20 protein-coding genes and 2 tRNA genes are annotated in these 22,537 nt (G+C 71.9%); 18 read left to right on the top strand and 4 right to left on the bottom strand.

All coding sequences use genetic code 11. From position 1 onward, the window contains the following. Positions 1-51: 51 nt before the first annotated feature. Positions 52-123 (top strand) — tRNA-Val (locus ACF062_RS28615). 117 nt (positions 124-240) lie between these two features. On the opposite strand, the gene ACF062_RS28620 is transcribed toward ACF062_RS28615, so the two are convergent. After that, positions 241-2,709 (bottom strand): SCO7613 C-terminal domain-containing membrane protein, encoded by a 2,469-nt coding sequence (locus ACF062_RS28620; protein WP_392142521.1) that lies wholly within the window; start codon positions 2,707-2,709, stop codon positions 241-243. 102 nt (positions 2,710-2,811) lie between these two features. Here ACF062_RS28620 and ACF062_RS28625 point away from each other — a divergent pair, with 102 nt between their 5' ends. Further along, entirely contained in the window at positions 2,812-3,258 is a 447-nt protein-coding gene (locus ACF062_RS28625; protein WP_392142523.1) for an SRPBCC family protein, read from the top strand. A gap of 39 nt (positions 3,259-3,297) precedes the next feature. Then, positions 3,298-3,369: transfer RNA gene (locus ACF062_RS28630), tRNA-Val, on the top strand. Between the two features lie 88 nt (positions 3,370-3,457). Here ACF062_RS28630 and ACF062_RS28635 read toward each other — a convergent pair. Beyond that, a complete protein-coding gene (locus tag ACF062_RS28635) occupies positions 3,458-4,183 on the bottom strand; it encodes a 3'-5' exonuclease (protein ID WP_392142525.1) in 726 nt (241 codons plus the stop codon). Positions 4,184-4,350: 167 nt separating this feature from the next. On the opposite strand from ACF062_RS28635, the gene ACF062_RS28640 reads away from it, so the two are divergent. The 4 genes from ACF062_RS28640 (at position 4,351) to ACF062_RS28655 (ending at position 8,947) form a co-directional block, all read left to right on the top strand. Next, a complete protein-coding gene (locus ACF062_RS28640; protein WP_392142527.1) occupies positions 4,351-4,917 on the top strand; it encodes a DUF4365 domain-containing protein in 567 nt (188 codons plus the stop codon). Further along, complete coding sequence (locus ACF062_RS28645; RefSeq protein WP_392142529.1) at positions 4,917-6,158, top strand: hypothetical protein; 1,242 nt, start codon at positions 4,917-4,919, stop codon at positions 6,156-6,158. Before ACF062_RS28640 ends, ACF062_RS28645 begins: the two co-directional genes overlap by 1 nt. Positions 6,159-6,327: 169 nt before the next feature. Next, positions 6,328-8,307 (top strand): threonine--tRNA ligase, encoded by a 1,980-nt coding sequence (gene thrS, locus ACF062_RS28650; protein WP_392142531.1) that lies wholly within the window; start codon positions 6,328-6,330, stop codon positions 8,305-8,307. A gap of 76 nt (positions 8,308-8,383) precedes the next feature. Beyond that, complete coding sequence (locus tag ACF062_RS28655) at positions 8,384-8,947, top strand: HIT family protein (RefSeq protein WP_392142533.1); 564 nt, start codon at positions 8,384-8,386, stop codon at positions 8,945-8,947. Between the two features lie 57 nt (positions 8,948-9,004). Here ACF062_RS28655 and ACF062_RS28660 read toward each other — a convergent pair whose 3' ends face one another. After that, positions 9,005-10,660 (bottom strand): hypothetical protein, encoded by a 1,656-nt coding sequence (locus tag ACF062_RS28660; RefSeq protein ID WP_392142535.1) that lies wholly within the window; start codon positions 10,658-10,660, stop codon positions 9,005-9,007. A gap of 225 nt (positions 10,661-10,885) precedes the next feature. Beyond that, the gene (locus ACF062_RS28665; protein WP_392142537.1) at positions 10,886-13,102 is read right to left on the bottom strand and encodes an elongation factor G-like protein EF-G2; all 2,217 of its coding nucleotides are present in this window, start codon (positions 13,100-13,102) and stop codon (positions 10,886-10,888) included. Positions 13,103-13,359: 257 nt separating this feature from the next. Between ACF062_RS28665 and pgsA the strand changes: the two genes are divergently transcribed. The 11 genes from pgsA (at position 13,360) to yajC (ending at position 22,396) form a co-directional block, all read left to right on the top strand. After that, on the top strand, positions 13,360-14,031 hold the full coding sequence (pgsA, locus tag ACF062_RS28670) for a phosphatidylinositol phosphate synthase (protein ID WP_392142539.1): 672 nt from the start codon (positions 13,360-13,362) through the stop codon (positions 14,029-14,031). Further along, a complete protein-coding gene (locus ACF062_RS28675) occupies positions 14,028-14,945 on the top strand; it encodes a phosphatidylinositol mannoside acyltransferase (protein ID WP_392142541.1) in 918 nt (305 codons plus the stop codon). The genes pgsA and ACF062_RS28675 overlap by 4 nt, the downstream gene beginning before the upstream one ends. Then, a complete protein-coding gene (locus ACF062_RS28680; protein WP_392142543.1) occupies positions 14,942-16,102 on the top strand; it encodes a glycosyltransferase family 4 protein in 1,161 nt (386 codons plus the stop codon). The genes ACF062_RS28675 and ACF062_RS28680 overlap by 4 nt, the downstream gene beginning before the upstream one ends. Positions 16,103-16,167: 65 nt before the next feature. Further along, positions 16,168-16,713 carry a hypothetical protein gene (locus ACF062_RS28685; RefSeq protein ID WP_392142544.1) on the top strand — a complete coding sequence of 182 codons (546 nt, stop codon included), beginning with the start codon at positions 16,168-16,170 and terminating at the stop codon, positions 16,711-16,713. Positions 16,714-16,870: 157 nt separating this feature from the next. Next, complete coding sequence (gene pdxS / locus ACF062_RS28690) at positions 16,871-17,782, top strand: pyridoxal 5'-phosphate synthase lyase subunit PdxS (RefSeq protein WP_223773565.1); 912 nt, start codon at positions 16,871-16,873, stop codon at positions 17,780-17,782. After that, a complete protein-coding gene (gene pdxT, locus ACF062_RS28695) occupies positions 17,782-18,387 on the top strand; it encodes a pyridoxal 5'-phosphate synthase glutaminase subunit PdxT (RefSeq protein WP_223773564.1) in 606 nt (201 codons plus the stop codon). Before pdxS ends, pdxT begins: the two co-directional genes overlap by 1 nt. A gap of 76 nt (positions 18,388-18,463) precedes the next feature. Then, on the top strand, positions 18,464-19,222 hold the full coding sequence (locus tag ACF062_RS28700; protein ID WP_223773563.1) for a YebC/PmpR family DNA-binding transcriptional regulator: 759 nt from the start codon (positions 18,464-18,466) through the stop codon (positions 19,220-19,222). A 149-nt stretch (positions 19,223-19,371) separates the two neighbouring features. Then, positions 19,372-19,953, top strand: a complete 582-nt coding sequence (gene ruvC, locus ACF062_RS28705) for a crossover junction endodeoxyribonuclease RuvC (RefSeq protein ID WP_392142547.1) — start codon at positions 19,372-19,374, stop codon at positions 19,951-19,953. Then, positions 19,950-20,561 carry a Holliday junction branch migration protein RuvA gene (gene ruvA, locus ACF062_RS28710; RefSeq protein ID WP_320591465.1) on the top strand — a complete coding sequence of 204 codons (612 nt, stop codon included), beginning with the start codon at positions 19,950-19,952 and terminating at the stop codon, positions 20,559-20,561. Before ruvC ends, ruvA begins: the two co-directional genes overlap by 4 nt. A gap of 52 nt (positions 20,562-20,613) precedes the next feature. Beyond that, positions 20,614-21,720: a Holliday junction branch migration DNA helicase RuvB gene (gene ruvB, locus ACF062_RS28715; protein ID WP_392142549.1), complete on the top strand. Its 1,107-nt coding sequence runs from the start codon at positions 20,614-20,616 to the stop codon at positions 21,718-21,720. Positions 21,721-21,916: 196 nt separating this feature from the next. Continuing rightward, complete coding sequence (gene yajC / locus ACF062_RS28720) at positions 21,917-22,396, top strand: preprotein translocase subunit YajC (protein WP_392142551.1); 480 nt, start codon at positions 21,917-21,919, stop codon at positions 22,394-22,396. Positions 22,397-22,537: the final 141 nt, after the last annotated feature.

A 22,537-nucleotide genomic window follows, 5' to 3' on the forward strand; every position in this document is an offset into this window, starting at 1 on the left:
GGGGCGGTCGGAAGCACCCGCTGACATGCGGTAATGTTCTCCGTGCGCCCGGGGCGATTAGCTCAGTGGGAGAGCGCTTCGTTCACACCGAAGAGGTCACTGGTTCGAACCCAGTATCGCCCACCCCGGATTGCGGCCCGGAGGCTTTGAGCCTCCGGGCCGTTCTCGTATTTCCTCTGTTTTTCAAGGGAATTGACGGGTCCACATATGGCGGACGCCGTCGTGTGCCACGGCCCGTATTCAGTGCATTCGGCCGAGGACATTCCGCAACCGCCGCGCGTCGCGCAGCCGTTGCTCGTACGTCGCGCCGACGGCCAGGAGCAGCAGTCCCGCCAGCGCGGGCGGCAGCCAGCGGGGTAGGGCACCCGCCACCTGTACGAGGTACGGGGCCAGTTCGTGCAGCGCGTCCAGGGCGAGCGCCGTGCCGCCGAGGACCAGCGGGGCGCGCAGCCGGTGCCGGGCGCCGGTCAGTGTCAGGGTGAGCGCCGCGACGCCGAGCAGCAGCGGGCGCTGCCAGTGCGGGTCGCCCCAGGTGACCGCGAGGCTCGGCAGCAGCGTCAGGGCGAGACCGGGACCGTAGGCCACCCAGGAGGAGACCTCGGGGTCGCGGCGGCGGCGCAGCAGGCCGATGAGGAGCGCGGGGACGGTGGCCGGCAGCGTGTACGCCTCCGGTGTCGCCACCTCCCAGGAGGCGAGGCGGACCCAGCTCGCCAGGAGGAGCAGGGCCACGGCCGCGCAGCCCACCGGGCGGCGGTCGGGACGCAGTGCCGTGCCCGCCGCGATGAGCCCGCAGAGGGCCAGCGCGAGCGCGAGCGTCGGGGCATGCGCCACCGTGAGCGTGAGGGCGAGGACCCCGGACGCGGCCGCCATGATCTCGATCGGCAGGGCCGCCGGGTGCGGCCCGAGGCGGGCTGCGGCGAATGCGGCGAGGGCCGGGACGGCGAGGACGGCCGGCCCGATGTGCTCCGGGCGCAGCCCCGCCGCGGCGCCGGCGGCGCAGACGAGCGCGGTGGCGTACGCGAGGGCCGCACACGCGGTGAGCGCGACCGCGCCGGGCCCATGCGGCGCCGGAGCCGCGGCCCCCGCCACCGGCCCACCCGGTGTCGATGGCAACCGACGTGCCGTCCGGACGCAGGCGGCCAGGAACAGGGCCGTGAGCGCGCCGAGCGTGCCGAGGGTCGCCGCCTCCGTGGCCAGCGAAAGGAACGCGACGCTCACCGAGGACACCAGGGCCAGAGCCGAAGCCGTCAGGGCGGAAGCGGTGGACGTGGCGCGCGCGGCGACGATCAGCAGGATCGCGGCCACGGTCATCTGGGCCCCCAGCCCGGCCGCGTACGGAAGGCCCAGCGCGGACGGCAGGGCGACACCGGCGGCCCAGACGAGTGCCGCCGCGCCGTAGCGGATGACGGGATACGCGGCGGCGCCACTCCCGAAGAGCGAGCCGAGCGAAGCCGACCCCCTGCTGAGCGCTCCGGAGACCATGAGCAGGACCGCGGCGACGGTCGTGAGGACCAGGGGCGCCAGGAGCGGGTGGAACAGGGGTGGTTCGACGAGGAGGGCGGCCCGGGCGTCCCGCGGGGCGCCCGTCCAGATCCGCGTGACCCAGCCGAGCGGGCCGATCAGGGCCACGGCGGCGACGGGGAGCGCCCACAGCACCGCGAGGCCCTGGACCACGGCGGACGCGCCCGCCGCGCCGATCCGCACGGGCCGGGGCAGAGCCGTGCGGACGGCGGTCAGCAGCGCGACGCCGCACACCAGGCAGGCCGGGACGGTCCACTCGGGCGGCAGGACGGTGCGCAGCACGCCACCGCACGCGGCCACCACGAGCAGGCCACCCGCGCCCGCCGCACCGGCGGCGGTCCGCGTCTCCTTCGCCCGCCACGCCACCACCAGAACGATCAACGCGGCGAAGAGCAGCAGCACCCCGGCGCGCGCCGCCTCCGTCGGGTCCGTGGCCCGCAGCGACAGCAGGCCCGCGCCCGCCGCACCCCACAGGCCGAGCGCGCAGCCGCCGACGACCGCGACGACCCGTACGGACCTGACGGTCGCCCACAGCGCGAGCGCGGCGTCGAACGCCGCCGTCACGAGCAGCGCGGCCGCCATCGCGTGCTCGCCCGCGTCCACGACGCCCGCCCAGAGGATCAGGGGCAGTTGGGCCGTCGCCACCGCCGTCGGCAGCGGCAGGCGCAGCTCGCCGAGGAGCAGGCCGTACCCCGCCCACAGCGTGGCGAGGACCACGGAGGTGCCCGCGGCGTAACCGAGCGTCGCCGTCTCGGGAAGGGCGAGGTAGCGCAGCGCGTACGAGTCGAGGACGGTCAGCGCGAGCCCCAGGCCCGCCACCGCCTCGGCCGTCGAGCGCAGCGAACGCCGCAGCAGCAGCGCGGGAGCGGCGAGCGCCGCCAGGGTCACCACCCCGAGGGCCGCGCTGCGTCCGGCGATGCCCAGGTGCCCCCAGCTCACCACCGTGAAGGCGATCGCGGCGATGGTCAGCAGCACGCCGCCCAGCGTCAGCAGGACGTTCTGCGCGCTCGGGGGAGCGGGGGCGGCCGGGCCGGCCGGGTGAGAGGGCGGCACGGCCGGGCCCGCCGCGCGCAGGACACCGAGCAGCCAGGCCCGGCGGCGCAGCAACTGCGCCCTGCGCGCGTCCAGCCGGCGCAGCTCCCAGTCGAGGAGACGCAGCTCGTCGGCCGGTGGCGGAATGTTCGTCATGCCTGGGGAGTGTGTTCGGCGCCACGTCCGGCGGCATCGGCGCGGATACTCAGGACGTACTCAGATCCGGTGCCCACCGGCCCCACCGGGCAGGATCCCTCCATGAACTGGTGTCACTACCGCTTCCGCAGCCTGTGGGATCTGCCCGGTACGCCCGTACAGGCCTACGCCGTCCTGGAGCGCGTGGAGGACTATCCGCTGTGGTGGCCACAGGTGCGCGAGGCGACCTCGGACGACGACCGCAACGGTGTCTTCCGCTTCCGGTCCTTCCTCCCGTACGACCTCGTCGTCACCGCGCGGGAGCGGCGGCGCGACCCCGAAGCCGGGGTCCTGGAGATCACCATGGCCGGGGACTTGGAGGGCTGGGCGCGCTGGACGGTGACCGATGGGCCGAGAGGGACGCGCGCCCGCTACGACCAGGAGGTCGAGGTGCGGCGGCCGCTGATGCGGCGCCTCGCGGTCCCCGGAAGGCCCGTGTTCCTGCTCAACCACGCCCTCATGATGCGGGCGGGCCGCAGAGGTCTCGCGGCGTATCTGGCAGCGGTTTGAAGGAAAGGCGCCCGGACCTGTATTGTTCAGTCCGTTCCCGGGCGATTAGCTCAGTGGGAGAGCGCTTCGTTCACACCGAAGAGGTCACTGGTTCGAACCCAGTATCGCCCACCCGGAGAATGCCGGTCCGTCAGCAGACGGACCGGTTTTTTCTTGCCCGCGCGGCGTCGCGCTGCGGGTGTGCGCGGCCGGTCGGGCCTCAGGCAGCCGCCCGGAGTTCGGGACGCAGTGGCCATGCCGGGTCCACCGCCTCCGGTGAGCCGCTCTTGGCGAACCACGCCTGGAGCCCGCGCGCCTGCGCCGCGTGCCAGACGGCCTGGAGCGTGTGCAGCTCGCCGGGGGAGAGCCGCTCCAGACGGGCCGAGAAACGGCGCCCCACCGCTCGTACGACATCGAGAGCGGCCTGCGCGTCCGCCGCCGCGTCGTGCGCCTCCGCCAGCTCCACCTCGTAGTGCGCGCACAGATCGGTCAGTGTGCGGCGGCCCTTGCGGTAGCGGTCAAGCTGCTTGTCCAGGACCCGTGGGTCGATCACACAGAGGGGCGAGCCCTCCATGTAGCGGCTCAGCGACGAGGCACGGTGCCGGCGCAGCTCCCGGTCCAGGATGGTCAGGTCGAACGGCGCGTTCATCACCACGATCGGCCGTCCTGCCGCGCCCTGTTCGGCCAGATCGCGCGCTATCTCCTCCATCACCGGCGCGGGCCAGCGGCCGTTGCGCTGGAGATGATCCTCCGTCAGTCCGTGGACGGCGGTGGACTCCTCGGGCACCGGAACGCCCGGGTTCACCAGCCAGCGGGTGACGCGCGGACGGGTCCCCGCGCCCTGCTGGACGACGACGGCGGCCGACACGATGCGGTCGGTCTCGACGTCGACGCCCGTGGTCTCTGTGTCGAATGCGGCCAAGGGCCCCTCGTACCAGCACGTCATGGTGACGCAACTCCTCGATCAGTCCCGGCAGATGACGTCGGTCCCCTGCCCACGCTGGTGATACCCGGGCCGTTTGCGCTGTACGCGGCCCGGAGACAACAGAGGTACCGGGCCTTGACATTGACGGCCCGAGCGGGGAAGTACCGTTGTGGAAAGGCCTGTTGGACATGGCGCTCGCGCGGCCCGAACAGGGTGGGCTGCTGCCCGAGCGGATCGCACCGCCGCGCGGCACACTCGCCGTCACCGCCTGTATGGAGACCCTCCAGGTGGGCTATCTGCACGCCGTCGCTGCGGCCGCGGGATGCTCGCTCTCCCAGCCCTTTCCGGACAACGGCATCGACTGGCACGTCAGCCACAGCGCCCCCGGTCACACGGTCGACGACGAGGTCACCATCAAGGTCCAGCTGAAGTGCACCTACCAGACGGCGCCGGACCCGGACCGGCCCGCCTTCTCCTTCACGCTCGACAACCCGCACCTGGAGAAGCTCGCCCGCACGCCGGTCTCGGTCCACAAGATCCTCGTCGTGATGCTCGTGCCCAGGTCCCAGGACGACTGGCTGCGCGCCGGTCACGACCGGCTCGACCTGCGGCACTGCTGCTACTGGACCAACCTCGCCGGGCACCCGGTGACCGGCCGGCGCAGGACCACCGTGCGGATATCGACCTCGCGGATCTTCGACGACCGCGCGCTCCGCGAGATCATGACGCGGGTCGGGACGGGAGACAGCCCCTGATGCGCCGCCCCCACGACGAGCCCCCGCACCCCGCCCGTCCGCACCCGCACCTCGCCCCGGTCGCGGGCCCGTGGACCGCCTCGCCCGAGCCCGCCCCGCCCGAGCCCGGCACCGTCGACCCCGCGGTGCTCGCCGCGCTGCTCGCCCGGCACGGCTGGCAACGACGCGGAGGAGCCCCGGGCCGCTATGCCCGCTGGACGCCGCCGGGGCCCGACGGCAGGGGCACCAGCCTCCTGGTGCCCGAGAGCCGGGCCTTCCCCGACTGCGAGGACTTGATCGGCGAGGCCCTCGTCGCGCTCTCCCGCAGCGCCTCGCCGGCCGCCCGTGACGTGCTCGTCGGGCTCTGCGTGCCCAGCGACGAGATCCACTGGTGGCGCGATGTGCCGACGGGACCCGCCGGGGCCGCGCCCTGGCCGGTGGAGGAGCAACTGCGCTCCGCGGCCCGGCGGATGCTGCTCGCCGGGGCGCTCGCCGCGCGCGGCCGGGCCGGGTACTACGGCGCCCGGCACCGCGGGCCCGCCACCGCCGCCCTGGAGAGCGTCCTGGTGGGGCCCGCGCCCGACGGTCGCCGGCTCACCGCGTTCGTGCCCGTGCAGACCGGGCGGCCACTCGCGGTCCGGCTGCACCAGGCGCTGTACGCGGCCCGCGAGGCCGTCGACTACCAGCGCGCCACCGGCGGCATGGACGCCTTCGACGGGGCGGTCGAGGCCGGTGTGAGCCATGAGCTGACCGAGGCGATCGTGGCCCTGGTGCGGGGCACCGAAGGGGCGCGTATCGCCGTGGAGTGGGCGCCCGGCGCACAGGTGCCCGAGGGATGCGCGGCGTACGCCGAGCCCGTCGAGTTCTCGCCCGGCGACCTGACGGCGCTCCGTGAGGCGGGCGCCCGCTATCTGCGCGACGAGCCGTCGGTGCCGGTGCGGATCACCGGGACCGTGGTGCGGATGCGGCGCTCCTCGCCGGGCGGGGAGGGCACGGTGCGGCTGCGGGTGATCGGCGGGGCGGAGATCCCGCACGTGCGGATGACCCTGGACGAGGAGTCGTACCGCGTCGCGGGCCACGCCCATCTGGTCGGGCTGCCGATTCGGGTGCACGGGCGCCTGGAGAGCCGGGGCGGGTTCCGGCGGCTGACGGAGGCGACCGGGGTGGTGCCGGTGCGGGTGGACGAGGGGGACCGGGACCGGCTCATGAAGTCGATCCAGGAGAACCTCGACTTCTTCGGGGAGGCGTGTGGCGGCGACTGAGCGAGGCGTGCGGCGGCGACTGGGCGCGCCCGCCGGGAGGCCGGTGCGGAGGGGGCGCTTCCGGGCGGCGGGGACAACCGTTTCGCGGCGGGTGCCCCCGGCTCGGTACGATCCTTAGTGCGCGCGCATCAGAGAGAGCGCCGCAGCCCCCTTCTGCAAGGAGAGACCGGTGTCTGACGTCCGTGTGATCATCCAACGCGATTCCGAGCGGGAAGAGCGCGTGGTGACGACGGGCACTACGGCCGCCGAGATCTTCGCCGGTGAGCGCACCATCGTCGCCGCCCGCGTGGCCGGCGAGCTGAAGGACCTGGCGTACGCCGTCGCCGACGGCGACGAGATCGAGGCCGTGGAGATCTCCTCCGAGGACGGCCTGAACATCCTGCGCCACTCGACCGCGCACGTCATGGCGCAGGCCGTGCAGGAGCTCTTCCCCGAGGCCAAGCTGGGCATCGGCCCGCCCATCCGGGACGGCTTCTACTACGACTTCGACGTCAAGGAGCCGTTCACCCCTGAGGACCTCAAGCGCATCGAGAAGAAGATGCAGGAGATCCAGAAGCGCGGCCAGCGCTTCTCGCGCCGCGTCACCAACGACGACGACGCCCGCGTGGAGCTGGCCGACGAGCCGTACAAGCTGGAGCTCATCGGCCTCAAGGGCAACGCCGCGAACGCCGCCGACGGCGCGGACGCTGAGGTGGGCGCCGGCGAGCTGACCATCTACGACAACATCGACGCGAAGACCGGCGAGCTGTGCTGGAAGGACCTCTGCCGGGGTCCGCACCTGCCCACCACCCGGAACATCCCCGCGTTCAAGCTGATGCGCTCCGCCGCCGCCTACTGGCGCGGCAGCGAGAAGAACCCGCAGCTCCAGCGCATCTACGGCACCGCGTGGCCGTCGAAGGACGAGCTGAAGGCGCATCTGGAGTTCCTCGCCGAGGCCGAGAAGCGCGACCACCGCAAGCTCGGCTCCGAGCTGGACCTCTTCTCCTTCCCGGAGGAGCTGGGCCCGGGCCTCGCGGTCTTCCACCCCAAGGGCGGCGTGATCCGCAAGGTGATGGAGGACTACTCCCGCAAGCGGCACGAGGACGCGGGCTACGAGTTCGTGAACACCCCGCACATCTCGAAGGAGCACCTCTTCGAGACCTCCGGGCACCTGCCGCACTACGCGGAGGGCATGTTCCCGCCGATCGAGTTCGACGGGCAGAACTACCGCCTGAAGGCGATGAACTGCCCGATGCACAACCTCATCTTCAAGTCGCGCGGCCGCTCCTACCGCGAACTGCCCCTGCGGCTCTTCGAGTTCGGCACGGTCTACCGCTACGAGAAGTCGGGCGTCGTGCACGGCCTGACCCGCTCGCGCGGCTTCACGCAGGACGACTCGCACATCTACTGCACCAAGGAGCAGATGGCCGAGGAGCTCGACAAGCTCCTCACCTTCGTCCTGGACCTGCTGCGCGACTACGGCCTGAACGAGTTCGAGTTGGAGCTGTCCACCCGCGACGACTCCGACAAGTTCATCGGCTCCGACGAAGACTGGGCGGAGGCCACCGAGGCGCTGCGCCAGGCGGCCGAGAAGCAGGGCCTTCCGCTGGTCCCGGACCCGGGCGGCGCCGCGTATTACGGCCCGAAGATCTCGGTGCAGGCCAAGGACGCGATCGGCCGGTCCTGGCAGATGTCGACCCTCCAGGTCGACTTCAACCAGCCCAAGCGGTTCGGTCTGGAGTACACCTCGGCGGACGGCTCCAAGCAGCAGCCGGTCATGCTGCACCGCGCGCTGTTCGGATCGATCGAGCGGTTCTTCGGCGTGCTCCTCGAGCACTACGCGGGCGCGTTCCCGGCGTGGCTGGCCCCGGTCCAGGCGATCGGCATCCCGGTCGGCGACGCGCATGTGCCCTACCTCCAGGAGTTCGCCGAGGAGGCGAGGAAGCGGGGCCTGCGGGTCGAGGTGGACGCCTCGTCGGACCGCATGCAGAAGAAGATCCGCAACGCGCAGAAGTCCAAGGTGCCGTTCATGGTCATCGTCGGTGACGACGACATGAACGCCGGAGCGGTCTCCTTCCGCTACCGCGACGGGTCGCAGGAGAACGGGATTCCCCGTGACGAGGCGATCGCGAAGCTCGTCGATGCCGTGGAGCGTCGCGTGCAGGTGTGACGTGCTCCCCGCCGCCGCGGGGTTCCAGGGGCGGTCCCGTTCGGGGCCGCCCCTCGGCACGCACCCGCCGGGGAATATGCTGACCACCATGACGAGTGAGCCGGAGCAGCAGATCGGAGTGGGTACGCAGGACGCGTTCCAGCGCCTGTGGACGCCCCACCGGATGGCGTACATCCAGGGCGAGAACAAGCCCACGGGACCGGGGGCCGACGACGGCTGCCCGTTCTGCTCCATCCCGGCCAAGTCCGACGAGGACGGCCTGGTGATCGCGCGCGGCGAGCACGTGTACGGGGTGCTGAACCTCTACCCGTACAACGGCGGCCATCTGATGGTCGTGCCCTACCGGCACGTCGCCGACTACACCGATCTCACCGCCCCCGAGACCGCCGAGCTGGGCGAGCTGACCAAGCAGGCGATGACGGCCCTGCGCGCCGCGTCCGGCGCGCACGGCTTCAACATCGGCATGAACCAGGGAGCCGTGGCGGGTGCTGGCATCGCCGCGCACCTGCACCAGCACGTCGTCCCGCGCTGGGGCGGCGACACCAACTTCATGCCGGTCGTGGGGCACACGAAGGTGCTGCCGCAGCTGTTGGCCGACACCCGCAAGATGCTCGCGGACGCCTGGCCCGCGACCAGCTAGCACTGCCGGCCACGGCCCGCGGCCCCGGAGCACCGCCGGGTCGCGGGCCGACGGCCGTCACGCGTCGTACACGTCCGCCTTCCTCGGCATCGGGTCCTGGATCGCCCCGCTGAGGAAGCCGGAGCGCGTGCCGAACTTCTCGGTGTTCACGCCGTTCTCCGCGAGGACCTTGATGGCCGCGGAGTGCACCACGCGCAGCACGGGCGTGGCGGCGCGCAGCGCGTCGTCGGCCATGAAGCGGTGCCGCCACGGCTTGTCGGCCCAGGCGTGCCGCAGGCCGAAGGGCTCGGGCAGGACCAGCTTGCCGCCGAGGTGGTCCAGGAGCGGCGGGTACCAGGTGAAGGGGGCGCGCACGGCGAGGCGTACGACCTCGTCGGCGTCGACCAACGGCAGGTGGCGGTCGACGGTCTCCCAGAACTTGATGGCCTTGGAGACGGTCTTCGTCTTGGGCTCGGGTTTGGTCGTGAACAGGGAGTGCACAGGGCCCAGCGCGTGCCCGGTGACCTCGATGCGCAGCGTCTCGTGCAGCACCGTCACCGTGATGAGCATCGTGATGACCAGCTGGCCGTCCCAGAGGGTGAACTGGACACCGAGGTAGTGCCGGTCCCCGCTGCCGAACTGCTGTTCGTTGCAGATGCGCTGTATCTCGTGGCCGCGGATCTGGAAGGCGTCGACGTCCGTGCCGGTGGGGCGGGCCACCGATCCGGCGTTCTCCCCGATCGGGGAGACGATCCAGTGGTTTATCGACGGGGTCGGGAAGCCGCCGGTGTGCAGGGGACCGCGCTCCAGCATGCGGAGCTGGTCGTGCACCGCCCGTATGACGTCCCAGCTGCGGAAGGGGTGGATCTCCTTGCCGTCCTCGGCGGGCACCAGCTCCTCGGCCAGCTGCCAGCTGCCCCAGCGCGTGCCCATGCCCAATATGCCCTTGGGCCCGGCGTAGAACACGGAGTTGCTCTGCTGCTCGGCGGAGAGCCTGGCCAGGCCCTGCCGCAGCCGCTCGGCGGCCGTCTCGCCGGGACTGCCCGGCACCGCCTCGGGGATCTTTGCGCCGATGCCGCCGCCCGAGAGCAGGCTCCCCCAGCGCTCGCGCATGTCCCTGGCGGTGCGCTCGGCGATCTGCTTGGCCCAGAACCAGCCGACCACCGGCAGGACGATCGACGCCCGCAGATACCAGGCCCAGAAGCCGTCGAAGGGCAGCTTGAGCAGGGCGAGCACGGCCAGCACGCCCATGGCGACCAGGACGGCCGAGGCGAGCGCGCCCGCCCGCTTGTTCTCACCCTTGGCGACCTGGCGCCTGATGGTGAAGACGAGCAGCCAGACGATCAGCCCCGGCAGGAACAGCAGGCCGCACAGGACCATCACCGCCGTGAGCCAGCTGTCGCGCTCCTTGCGGATGCGGTTCGCCGCGAGGCAGTGCTCCACCACCGACTGCGGCTCGATGCCGAAGGACTGGATGAGCGGCTTGCGGCCGCCGCCGAGCATCCGCACCTGCACGGTCCGCGCGAACGCCTCACCGAGGCTCGGCTTGAACAGTGACCAGAGCCCGGGTTTGACCACGGACTTGTGCCACTCGCTGTTGGCCTTCAGGATCTCGTCGACATCTCCGTCGCGGTACGCCGCCGAGGCCAGGGCGTGGGTCGCCGCGGTCTGTCCCGCGGCGCCCGAGAGCGGGACCTGTGCCCCGGGCCTGAAGTCGAATACATCGTCCGCCACTGCCGCCCCCTCGCCGCGACGCCTTCGCTCCTGCGGCTCTTCCCGACTTCCTTGTCCGGCACACCTGTTGCCGCCCGGCACATCCGGTGATCAGGTCATCAGCGTATCGGTGCGCACCGACATCCGTCAGGGCGCACCGGATCCGCCGGGGAGTGCGAAAGGCCGCCCGCCCGAGAGTGGCGGGGCGGGCGGCCTCATCCGCCGGTCCGGCCCGGCCCGGCTCAACTACGAAGCGCCCTGCGCCTGTTCGCGGATCCGCTCCGACAGCTGAGGGGGCATCGGCTCATGGCGGACGTACGCGCGGCTGAACCGGCCGGTGCCCTGGGAGAGGGAGCGCAGATCCACCGCGTACCGGCCGATCTCGATCTCGGGGACCTCGGCCCGTACGAGTGTGCGCCCGCCCGGTGCCTGCTCGGTGCCGACCACCCGGCCGCGACGGCCCGACAGATCGCTCATCACCGCGCCGACGTGGTCGTCACCGACCAGCACCTGCACTTCGGCCACCGGTTCGAGCAGATGGATCCTCGCCCCGGCGGCCGCCTCCCGCAGCGCGAGGGCGCCCGCCGTCTGGAACGCGGCGTCCGAGGAGTCCACCGAGTGCGCCTTGCCGTCCAGCAGCGTGACGCGAACGTCGATGAGCGCGTACCCGGCGGCGACGCCCTTCGCCGCCTGCGCGCGCACGCCCTTCTCGACGGACGGGATGAACTGCCGCGGAACCGCGCCGCCGACGACCTTGTCGACGAACTCGATGCCGCTGCCGCCGGGCAGCGGCTCCACCTCGATCTCGCAGATCGCGTACTGGCCGTGCCCGCCGGACTGCTTCACATGGCGCCCGCGCCCCGTCGACCGGTCCGCGAACGTCTCCCGCAGGGAGACCTTGTGCGGTACGACATCGACCTGCACGCCGTACCGGCTGCGCAGCCGCTCCAGAGCCACGTCGGCGTGTGCCTCGCCCAGGCACCACAGGACCACCTGGTGGGTGTCCTGGTTCTGCTCCAGGCGCATCGTCGGGTCCTCCGCGACCAGGCGCGAAAGCCCCTGCGAGAGCTTGTCCTCGTCCGCCTTGCTGTGCGCCTGGATGGCGAGCGGCAGCAGCGGGTCGGGCATGTCCCAGGGCTCCATCAGGAGCGGGTCGTCCTTGTCCGAGAGCGTGTCACCGGTCTCCGCGCGGTGCAGCTTGGCCACGCACGCCAGGTCGCCCGCCACGCACCGGGTCAGGGTGCGCTGCTGTTTGCCGAAGGGTGAGGAGAGCGCGCCGATTCGTTCGTCGGCCTCGTGGAGGGCGCGGCCCTCACGACCCCGGTCGGCCAGGCCGTGGCCGGAGACGTGCACCGTCTCGTCGGGGCGCAGGGTGCCGGAGAAGAGGCGTACGAGCGAGATCCGGCCGACATACGGGTCGGAGGCGGTCTTGACCACCTCGGCCGCCAGCGGGCCGTCCGGGTCGCAGGTGAGCGCGGGCCGGGCCTTGCCGTCCGGCGTGGTCACGGCCGGCGCGGGGTGCTCCAGCGGGGTGGGGAAGCCACCCGTGACCAGCTCCAGGAGTTCGACCGTGCCGATGCCCTGACGGGCCCCCTGCGCTGCGGGTCCCGCGGCGAGCACGGGATGGAAGATGCCGCGCGCCACGGCGCGCTCCAGGTCGTCCACTAGTGTCTTGTAGTCGATGTCCTCGCCGCCGAGATAGCGGTCCATGAGGGACTCGTCCTCGCTCTCGGCGATGATCCCCTCGATCAGCTTGTCGCGCGCCTCCCGGATGAGCGGCAGCTGGTCGCCGCCCGGCTCGGACTCCTTGCGCTCCCCGGAGGCGTAGTCGTAGATCCGCTGCGAGAGCAGCCCGATCAGGCCGGTCACCGGCGCGTGCCCGTCGGGGCCCTGCTCACCGTGGAGCGGCAGGTACAGCGGCAGCACGGCGTCCGGGTCGTCGGCGCCGAACGCCTCGGCGCAGCAGCGCGTGATGTCGGTGAAGTCGGTGCGGGCCGACTCCAGATGCGTGACCACGATGGCCCGCGGCATGCCGACCGCCGCGCACTCCTCCCAGACCATGCGGGTGGCGCCGGTGATGCCCTCCGTGCCCTCGGCCGCCGAGACGACGAAGAGGGCCGCGTCCGCGGCGCGCAGACCGGCCCTCAGCTCACCGACGAAGTCGGCGTACCCGGGGGTGTCCAGGAGGTTGATCTTGATGCCGTCCCATTCGAGGGGCACCAGGGACAGCTGCACCGAGCGCTGCTGCCGGTGTTCGATCTCGTCGTGGTCGGAGACGGCGGTGCCGTCCTCGACCCGGCCCGCCCGGTTCACCGCCCCCGCGGTCAGCGCGAGGGCCTCCACCAGGGTCGTCTTGCCCGCTCCGCTGTGGCCGACCAGCACCACATTCCGTACGGACGCGGGGTGGTCGGCCGTCACTGCCCTGCCGGCGGCTCCGGGGTGTGCGTTCGCCTTGTCGCCCATGCCTTGCCTCCCGGTCACGTGCACGGTGAGGAGGCTCAGCCCCCTCGGCGATGCTGGCTGCTGCGGACGCGCTGGGGCCCGGTGCGGGGCGGCTCCGACGGCGCCCGTGGTGCTTCCGAGCTTTCCACTCGGCTCCCGGTGCGTCCATACGTCGTACGCGATCGTGAGGGGGCGAGCCGGGCCCGCAGCGGCGTGACTACGATGGGTCGGCCGGTGGCCAACGGGGCCACGCGGCGCACCGACCCCTCGGGAAGGCCATGCTGAACAAGTACGCGCGTGCATTCTTCACGCGTGTCCTCACACCGTTCGCCGCGTTTCTCATCCGCCGCGGGGTCAGCCCCGACGCGGTGACCTTCATCGGCACGGCCGGTGTGGTGGCGGGAGCGCTGGTCTTCTTCCCCCGTGGCGAGTTCTTCTGGGGCACGATCGTCATCACGCTGTTCGTCTTCTCCGACCTCGTCGACGGCAACATGGCCCGCCAGCTCGGCCGCTCCAGCCGCTGGGGCGCCTTCCTCGACTCGACGCTCGACCGGGTGGCCGACGGTGCGATCTTCGGTGGCCTCGCCCTCTGGTACGCCGGATCGGGTGACGACAACATCCTCTGCGCCGTCTCCATCTTCTGCCTGGCGAGCGGCCAGGTGGTCTCGTACACGAAGGCGCGAGGTGAGGCGATCGGCCTGCCCGTCGCCGTCAACGGCCTGGTGGAGCGCGCCGAGCGCCTGGTGATCTCACTGGTCGCCGCGGGGCTCGCGGGCCTCCACACGTTCGGCGTCCCCGGCATCGACATCCTGCTGCCCATCGCCCTGTGGATCGTCGCGGTGGGCAGTATGGTCACCCTCGTCCAGCGCGTCGTGACCGTGCGCCGCGAGTCGGCGGAGGCCGACGCCGCCCCGGCAGGTCCGGGCCAGGAGAGTGAGACCGCGCAGTGAAGGACCGACTCACCGACGCGCTGTACGGTCTCGGCTGGAGCACCGTCAAGAAGCTCCCGGAGCCGGTCGCTGAGCGGCTCGGCAGGACCATCGCCGACGCGGTCTGGAAGCGCCGCGGCAAGGGCGTGCTGCGGCTGGAGTCCAACCTCGCGCGCGTGGTGCCCGACGCCGGCCCGGAGCGGCTCGCCGAGCTCTCCAGGGCGGGCATGCGGTCGTACCTGCGCTACTGGATGGAATCCTTCCGGCTGCCGTCCTGGAGCCGGGCGCGCATCAAGGACGGTGTCGACGTCAAGGACCTGCACCACCTCACCGACGGGCTCGCCGCCGGCAAGGGCGTCGTCATCGCGCTGCCGCACCTCGCCAACTGGGACCTCGCGGGCGCCTGGGTCACCACCAAGCTGGAGACCCCCTTCACGACCGTCGCCGAGCGCCTGAAGCCCGAGACGCTCTACGACCGCTTCGTCGCCTACCGCGAGAGCCTCGGCATGGAGGTTCTGCCGCACACCGGCGGCTCCGCCTTCGGCACGCTGGCCCGGCGGCTGCGCGCGGGCGGCCTGGTCTGCCTCGTCGCGGACCGCGACCTGTCGTCCTCCGGAGTCGAGGTGAAGTTCTTCGGGGACACCGCCCGGATGCCGGCCGGCCCCGCCATGCTGGCCCAGCAGACCGGTGCGCTGCTCCTGCCCGTGACGCTCTGGTACGACGGACCCGTCATGAAGGGCCGGGTCCACCCGCCCGTCGACGTCCCCGAGACAGGTACCCGCGCCGAGAAGACGTCTGTCATGACGCAGGCGCTGGCCGATGCCTTCGCCACCGGTATCGCCGATCACCCGGAGGACTGGCACATGCTCCAGCGACTGTGGCTCGCCGACCTGGAGCCCCGCCCCGACGGGTCCGCGGCGGGGGAGTCCTCGTGAAGATCGGCATCGTCTGCCCGTACTCGTGGGACGTGCCGGGCGGCGTCCAGTTCCACATCCGGGACCTCGCGGAGCACCTCATCAGGCAAGGCCACGAGGTGTCCGTCCTGGCCCCGGCCGACGACGAGACCCCCCTCCCGCCGTACGTCGTCTCGGCGGGCCGCGCTGTCCCGGTGCCGTACAACGGCTCGGTGGCACGGCTCAACTTCGGCTTCCTGTCCGCCGCGCGGGTGCGCCGCTGGCTGCACGACGGCACGTTCGACGTGATCCACATCCATGAGCCGACGTCGCCGTCGTTGGGGCTGCTCACGTGCTGGGCCGCGCAGGGCCCGATCGTCGCGACGTTCCACACGTCCAACCCGCGCTCGCGCGCCATGATCGCCGCGTATCCGATCCTCCAGCCCGCCCTGGAGAAGATCAGCGCCCGCATCGCCGTGAGCGAGTACGCGCGCCGTACCCTCGTCGAACACCTGGGCGGCGACGCGGTCGTCATCCCGAACGGCGTCGACGTCGACTTCTTCGCCAAGGCCGAGCCCAGGCCCGAGTGGCAGGGGGAGACGATCGGCTTCATCGGCCGCATCGACGAGCCCCGCAAGGGACTGCCGGTGCTGATGAAGGCGCTGCCGCAGATCTTCGCCGAGCGCCCCGGGGCGCGGCTCCTGGTCGCCGGGCGCGGCGACGAGGACGAGGCGGTGGTCACGCTCCCCGCCGAACTGCGCTCCCGCGTGGAGTTCCTCGGCATGGTCAGCGACGAGGACAAGGCACGGCTGCTGCGCAGCGTCGACCTGTACGTCGCCCCGAACACCGGCGGCGAGAGCTTCGGGATCATCCTGGTCGAGGCGATGTCCGCCGGTGCGCCCGTGCTCGCCAGCGACCTCGACGCCTTCGCGCAGGTCCTCGACCAGGGCGGCGCGGGCGACCTGTTCGGCAACGAGGACGCGGAGTCCCTCGCCAAGGCGGCGGTGCGCCTTCTCGCCGACCCCGAGCGCCGCGAGGGCTTGCGCGAGCGCGGCAGCACACACGTGCGGCGCTTCGACTGGTCCACCGTCGGCGCGGACATCCTCGCTGTCTACGAGACGGTGACGGACGGCGCGGCCTCGGTCGCCGAGGACGAACGGTCGAGCCTGCGGGCGCGCTTCGGACTGGCCCGGGACTGACCTTCTGAACCCTCGGGGTGCCCGGCGGCCCGCCCGGCCCACCGGGGGGACTAGCGTGTAGGCCCGTGACCTCCACATTGATCTGGATCGCGGTAGCCCTCTTTGCGATCGGCCTCTACCTGAGCTGGACCGCCGGCCGGCTCGACCGGCTGCACGCGCGCATCGACGCGTCCCGCGCCGCCCTCGACGCGCAACTCCTGCGCCGCGCCTCGGTCGCCCAGGAACTGGCCACCTCCGGAGTCCTCGATCCCGCCGCCTCGATCGTGCTCTACGAGGCGGCGCACGCGGCCCGGCAGGCGGAGGAGGAGCAGCGCGAGGTCGCCGAGAGCGAGCTGAGCCAGGCGCTGCGGGCCATCTTCGGCGAGAGCCAGCAGGTCGAGGCGGTGCGCGAGGCCCCGGGCGGGGACGAGGCGGCCACCGAACTGGCCGCGGCCGTACGCCGGGTGCCGATGGCCCGCCGCTTCCACAACGACTCCGTACGCGCCGCCCGCGCCCTGCGCAGGCACCGCAAGGTCCGCTGGTTCCGTCTCGCGGGCCACGCGCCCTTCCCGATGGCGTTCGAGATGGACGACGAGCCCCCGGTGGCCCTGGCGGACCGGGCCACTACGTAGCGGGGTGCCGAGTTGCTGGAACAGCGCTGACCAGGGACGTCCCGAAAAAACGAGCCACCGGTCATTCATTGGCCCTTGCTGTGGCCTGGTGGCCGGGCGTTTCCTCAAAGGCGCAGTAACTGTCTCCAGCGAGTCTTCAGCGAGTGAGGTCAACTCCGTGTCCAGCCCCGCCAGCAACAACCCGTCCCCCGAGACCGGCACCGCGCGCGTGAAGCGCGGCATGGCCGAGCAGCTCAAGGGCGGCGTCATCATGGACGTGGTCAACGCCGAGCAGGCGAAGATCGCCGAGGACGCCGGCGCCGTCGCCGTCATGGCGCTGGAGCGGGTGCCCGCCGACATCCGCAAGGACGGCGGCGTCGCCCGGATGTCCGACCCGAACATGATCGAAGAGATCATCGAGGCCGTCTCCATCCCGGTCATGGCCAAGTCCCGCATCGGCCACTTCGTCGAGGCCCAGGTCCTGCAGTCCCTCGGCGTCGACTACATCGACGAGTCCGAGGTCCTGACCCCGGCCGACGAGGTCAACCACAGCGACAAGTTCGCCTTCACCACCCCGTTCGTGTGCGGCGCCACCAACCTGGGCGAGGCCCTGCGCCGCATAGCCGAGGGCGCGGCCATGATCCGCTCCAAGGGCGAGGCCGGCACGGGCAACGTCGTCGAGGCCGTCCGCCACCTGCGCCAGATCAAGAACGAGATCGCCAAGCTGCGCGGCTTCGACAACAACGAGCTGTACGCCGCCGCCAAGGAGCTGCGCGCCCCCTACGAGCTGGTCAAGGAGACCGCCGAGCTCGGCAAGCTCCCGGTCGTGCTCTTCTCCGCCGGTGGCGTCGCCACCCCCGCCGACGCCGCCCTGATGCGCCAGCTCGGCGCCGAGGGCGTCTTCGTCGGCTCCGGCATCTTCAAGTCCGGCGACCCGGCCAAGCGCGCCGCCGCCATCGTGAAGGCCACCACCTTCTACGACGACCCGAAGATCATCGCGGACGCCTCCCGCAACCTCGGCGAGGCCATGGTCGGCATCAACTGCGACACCCTGCCCGAGACCGAGCGCTACGCGAACCGAGGCTGGTAATGACCACTCCCGTAGTGGGCGTCCTCGCCCTCCAGGGGGACGTACGGGAGCACCTGATCGCCCTGGCCTCGGCGGACGCCGTGGCCAGGCCGGTGAGGCGCCCCGAGGAACTGGCCGAGGTCGACGGCCTGGTCATCCCCGGCGGCGAGTCCACCACCATCTCGAAGCTGGCCACCCTCTTCGGCGTCATGGAGCCCCTACGCGCGCGCGTGCGCGACGGCATGCCGGTCTACGGCACCTGCGCGGGCATGATCATGCTCGCCGACAAGATCCTCGACCCGCGTTCGGGCCAGGAGACGGTGGGCGGCATCGACATGATCGTGCGGCGCAACGCCTTCGGGCGGCAGAACGAGTCGTTCGAGGCGGCCGTCGACATCAAGGGCGTCGAGGGCGCTCCCGTGGAGGGCGTCTTCATCCGCGCGCCGTGGGTGGAGTCGGTCGGAGCGCAGGCCGAGGTGCTCGCCGAGCACGGGGGCCACATCGTCGCCGTGCGCCAGGGCAACGCCCTCGCCACGTCCTTCCATCCCGAGCTGACGGGCGACCACCGGGTCCACGCTCTGTTCGTGGAGATGGCGCGGGGTAACCCGCGCGCGGGATCCTTGTAGGATCTCCCGGGGTATCTCCCGGGCCCTCAAGACCCGGGAGTTCGTACAGGTTGGGTAACGCGAAGGAGACAGGCAGATGTCCGGCCACTCTAAATGGGCTACGACGAAGCACAAGAAGGCCGTGATCGACGCCAAGCGCGGCAAGCTCTTCGCGAAGATGATCAAGAACATCGAGGTCGCGGCCCGTACGGGCGGCGCCGACCCGGCCGGTAACCCGACCCTGTTCGACGCCATCCAGAAGGCCAAGAAGAGCTCGGTCCCGAACAAGAACATCGACTCCGCGGTCAAGCGCGGCGCCGGCCTCGAAGCCGGTGGCGCCGACTACGAGACGATCATGTACGAGGGCTACGGCCCGAACGGCGTCGCGGTGCTCATCGAGTGCCTCACCGACAACCGCAACCGCGCCGCGTCCGACGTCCGCGTCGCCATGACGCGCAACGGCGGCTCGATGGCCGACCCGGGCTCCGTCTCGTACCTCTTCAACCGCAAGGGCGTCGTGATCGTCCCCAAGGGTGAGGCCGGGCTCTCCGAGGACGACGTCCTCGGCGCGGTCCTGGACGCCGGTGCCGAAGAGGTCAACGACCTCGGCGACACCTTCGAGGTGCTCAGCGAGGCCACCGACCTGGTCGCGGTCCGCACCGCGCTCCAGGAGGCCGGCATCGACTACGACTCGGCCGACGCCAACTTCGTCCCGACCATGCAGGTCGAGCTGGACGAGGACGGCGCCCGGAAGATCTTCAAGCTGATCGACGCCCTGGAGGACAGCGACGACGTGCAGAACGTCTTCGCCAACTTCGACGTCTCCGACGAGGTCATGGCCAAGGTGGATGCCTGAGCCGCGGCTCCGCTGACGGGCCGGTACGCCTGCGCCGACGGGCCGACGGGGACACGCCCCCGTCGGCCCGTCGCGTTGTCGGTGCGAGGCGTTGTCAGTGCGAGCCGATAGCCTGCACAAACAGGTGAGCGAAGAGGTGGGGGGCTGTCGTGCGGGTGCTGGGCGTGGACCCGGGTCTGACCCGGTGTGGTGTCGGCGTCGTCGAAGGCGTCGCCGGACGCCCCCTGGCCATGCGCGGTGTCGGAGTCGTACGGACGCCGGCCGACGCCGAGTTGGGCCACCGCCTCGTCGCCATCGAGCAGGGCATCGAGCAGTGGCTCGACGAGCACAACCCCGAAGTCCTCGCCGTGGAGCGGGTGTTCAGCCAGCACAATGTGCGTACGGTCATGGGCACCGCCCAGGCCAGCGCCGTCGCCATGCTCTGCGCCTCCCGCCGCGGCATCCCCGTCGCCCTGCACACCCCGAGCGAGGTCAAGGCCGCCGTCACCGGCAGCGGCCGCGCCGACAAGGTCCAGGTGGGCGCCATGGTGACCCGGCTGCTGCGGCTCGACGCACCGCCGAAGCCCGCCGACGCCGCGGACGCCCTGGCCCTCGCCATCTGCCACATCTGGCGCGCCCCCGCACAGAACCGCCTCCAGCAGGCCGTCGCCCGGAACCGCCTCCAGCAGGCCGCGGCAGCGCACGCCAGGAAACCCCCGACAGCAGCAGCACAGAAAGGCCGTACCGCATGATCGCCTTCGTCAGCGGCCCCGTCGCCGCCCTCGCCCCCGATACCGCGGTGGTCGAGGTCGGCGGCATCGGCATGGCCGTCCAGTGCACGCCGAACACCCTCTCCACGCTCCGGGTGGGCCAACAGGCCAAGCTCGCCACCTCCCTGGTCGTGCGCGAGGACTCCCTGACCCTGTACGGCTTCGCGGACGATGACGAGCGCCAGACCTTCGAGCTGCTCCAGACCGCGAGCGGCGTCGGCCCGCGCCTGGCCCAGGCCATGCTCGCCGTACACAGCCCCGACGCCCTGCGGCGCGCGGTCTCCACCGGCGACGAGAAGGCCCTGACCGCCGTGCCCGGCATCGGCAAGAAGGGCGCCCAGAAGCTCCTCCTGGAGTACAAGGACCGCCTCGGCGAGCCGCTCGGCACCGGCGGCCCCGCGATCGGCAAGGCCGTCACCTCCGGCTGGCGCGACCAGCTGCACGCCGCGCTGATCGGCCTCGGGTACGCCACGCGCGAGGCGGACGAAGCCGTCGCCGCCGTCACCCCGCAGGCCGAGGCGACCGAGGGCACCCCGCAGGTGGGCCAGCTCCTGAAGGCCGCACTCCAGACCCTGAACCGCACCCGCTGAGCGCTCCCGCGCCCGCCCCCCGACCCCTGAACCGCATCGCGAGGCACACCGCATGAACTGGGACGACAGGCCCGAAGACGCAGCAGCCGCTGCCGCCGCGGCCGAGCGGCTCGGCGGGCCCGCCGCGGAGCGGCTGGTGGACTCCGGCGCCGACGGCGAGGACCAGGCCGTCGAGGCCGCCCTGCGCCCCAAGGACCTGGGCGAGTTCATCGGCCAGGAGAAGGTCCGCGAGCAGCTCGACCTCGTGCTGCGGGCCGCCCGCGCGCGCGGCGCCACCGCCGACCACGTCCTGCTCTCCGGCGCTCCCGGCCTCGGCAAGACCACTCTCTCGATGATCATCGCCGCCGAGATGGGCGCCCCGATCCGCATCACCAGCGGCCCCGCCATCCAGCACGCGGGCGACCTCGCCGCGATCCTCTCCTCTCTCCAGGAGGGCGAGGTCCTCTTCCTCGACGAGATCCACCGGATGTCCCGGCCCGCCGAGGAAATGCTCTACATGGCCATGGAGGACTTCCGTGTCGACGTCATCGTCGGCAAGGGCCCCGGCGCCACCGCCATCCCCCTCGAACTGCCGCCCTTCACTCTCGTCGGCGCCACCACGCGCGCGGGCCTGCTGCCGCCGCCGCTGCGCGACCGCTTCGGCTTCACCGCGCACATGGAGTTCTACGAACCGGCCGAGCTGGAGCGCGTCGTCCACCGCTCCGCCCAGCTGCTCGACGTGGAGATCGACCCGGCGGGCGCCGCCGAGATCGCGGGCCGCTCGCGCGGCACGCCCCGTATCGCAAACCGCCTGCTGCGCCGCGTGCGGGACTACGCCCAGGTCAAGGCCGACGGCAGGATCGACCGCGAGATCGCGGGCGCGGCCCTCGCGGTCTACGAGGTCGACGGACGCGGCCTCGACCGTCTCGACCGCGCGGTCCTGGAAGCTTTGCTCAAACTGTTCGGCGGCGGCCCCGTCGGCCTGTCCACTCTCGCGGTCGCCGTGGGGGAGGAGCGCGAGACCGTCGAGGAGGTGGCCGAGCCCTTCCTCGTACGGGAGGGACTGCTCGCCCGCACCCCCCGCGGCCGCGTCGGAACCCCCGCCGCATGGGCGCACCTGGGCCTCACACCCCCGCAGAAAGCGGGCGGAGCCGGTCAACAGGATCTGTTCGGGGCGTGACGACGACGCAACCGCCCCCACGGACGACAGAACGGCGCGGATAGTCGTCCGGTCAGGAACTGCGGTGCCATGCTGAGCGTTGTTCCTTAGGCGCGGACTCGCTTAGACTCCGCCGACGCCGCCTTTGCGGGCGGCGTGCCCACCCCCATCCATCAGGCCGCTTACCCGCGCGGTCGTGCGAAGGAAACTCCGTCCCGTGAATATCGTGACCCTCCTCCCGTTCATCGTGCTCATCGGGGCCATGTTCCTGATGACCCGGTCTGCGAAGAAGAAGCAGCAGGCCGCCGCGCAGATGCGTAACGAGATGCAGCCCGGCACCGGCATCCGCACGATCGGGGGCATGTACGCCACCGTCAAGGAGGTCCACGACGACGCCGTCCTCCTTGAGGTGGCCCCCGGTGTCCACGCGGTTTACGCGAAGAACGCGATCGGCGCCGTTCTCGCCGACGACGAGTACAACCGCATCGTGCACGGCACCGAGGACAACCTGAACGAGGAAACCCCCGTCGTTCCGGACGACGCCTCCTCCCTGACCGAGTCTGCCGAGCCTGTTGAGCCCGCCGACGCCTCCGACGACTCGCGCATCGACCTCGGCAAGAAGGACGCGGCCGCCGAGGCCGAAGACGCCGACGACGCGAAGCCGAAGAAGACCGACGGCGAGTCCGACGCGAAGTAGTCACGACCGGGGCCCGTGGGGCGCGCCGCTCGCGCGCCACGGGCCCCGGACCACGTGCATTTCGCGCCGAATCTCGACACCACTTCATGGCCGCCCGCCCGGGCCCTCCCCGCACCGTTCGGGGCCGGACCGGACGCCGGG

Source organism: Streptomyces sp. NPDC015345 (genome assembly GCF_043078805.1).
GTDB lineage: Bacteria > Actinomycetota > Actinomycetes > Streptomycetales > Streptomycetaceae > Streptomyces.

Coding starts and splice junctions, on each gene's coding strand:
- ACF062_RS28655 (WP_392142533.1), top strand. CDS start 8,384: ATGCTGACCACCATGACGAGTGAGCCGGAGCAGCAGATCGGAGTGGGT.
- pgsA (WP_392142539.1), top strand. CDS start 13,360: ATGCTGAACAAGTACGCGCGTGCATTCTTCACGCGTGTCCTCACACCG.
- ACF062_RS28620 (WP_392142521.1), bottom strand. CDS start 2,709: ATGACGAACATTCCGCCACCGGCCGACGAGCTGCGTCTCCTCGACTGG.
- pdxT (WP_223773564.1), top strand. CDS start 17,782: ATGACCACTCCCGTAGTGGGCGTCCTCGCCCTCCAGGGGGACGTACGG.
- ruvA (WP_320591465.1), top strand. CDS start 19,950: ATGATCGCCTTCGTCAGCGGCCCCGTCGCCGCCCTCGCCCCCGATACC.
- ACF062_RS28625 (WP_392142523.1), top strand. CDS start 2,812: ATGAACTGGTGTCACTACCGCTTCCGCAGCCTGTGGGATCTGCCCGGT.
- ruvB (WP_392142549.1), top strand. CDS start 20,614: ATGAACTGGGACGACAGGCCCGAAGACGCAGCAGCCGCTGCCGCCGCG.
- ACF062_RS28665 (WP_392142537.1), bottom strand. CDS start 13,102: ATGGGCGACAAGGCGAACGCACACCCCGGAGCCGCCGGCAGGGCAGTG.
- ACF062_RS28635 (WP_392142525.1), bottom strand. CDS start 4,183: ATGACGTGCTGGTACGAGGGGCCCTTGGCCGCATTCGACACAGAGACC.
- ACF062_RS28640 (WP_392142527.1), top strand. CDS start 4,351: ATGGCGCTCGCGCGGCCCGAACAGGGTGGGCTGCTGCCCGAGCGGATC.
- ACF062_RS28700 (WP_223773563.1), top strand. CDS start 18,464: ATGTCCGGCCACTCTAAATGGGCTACGACGAAGCACAAGAAGGCCGTG.
- ACF062_RS28645 (WP_392142529.1), top strand. CDS start 4,917: ATGCGCCGCCCCCACGACGAGCCCCCGCACCCCGCCCGTCCGCACCCG.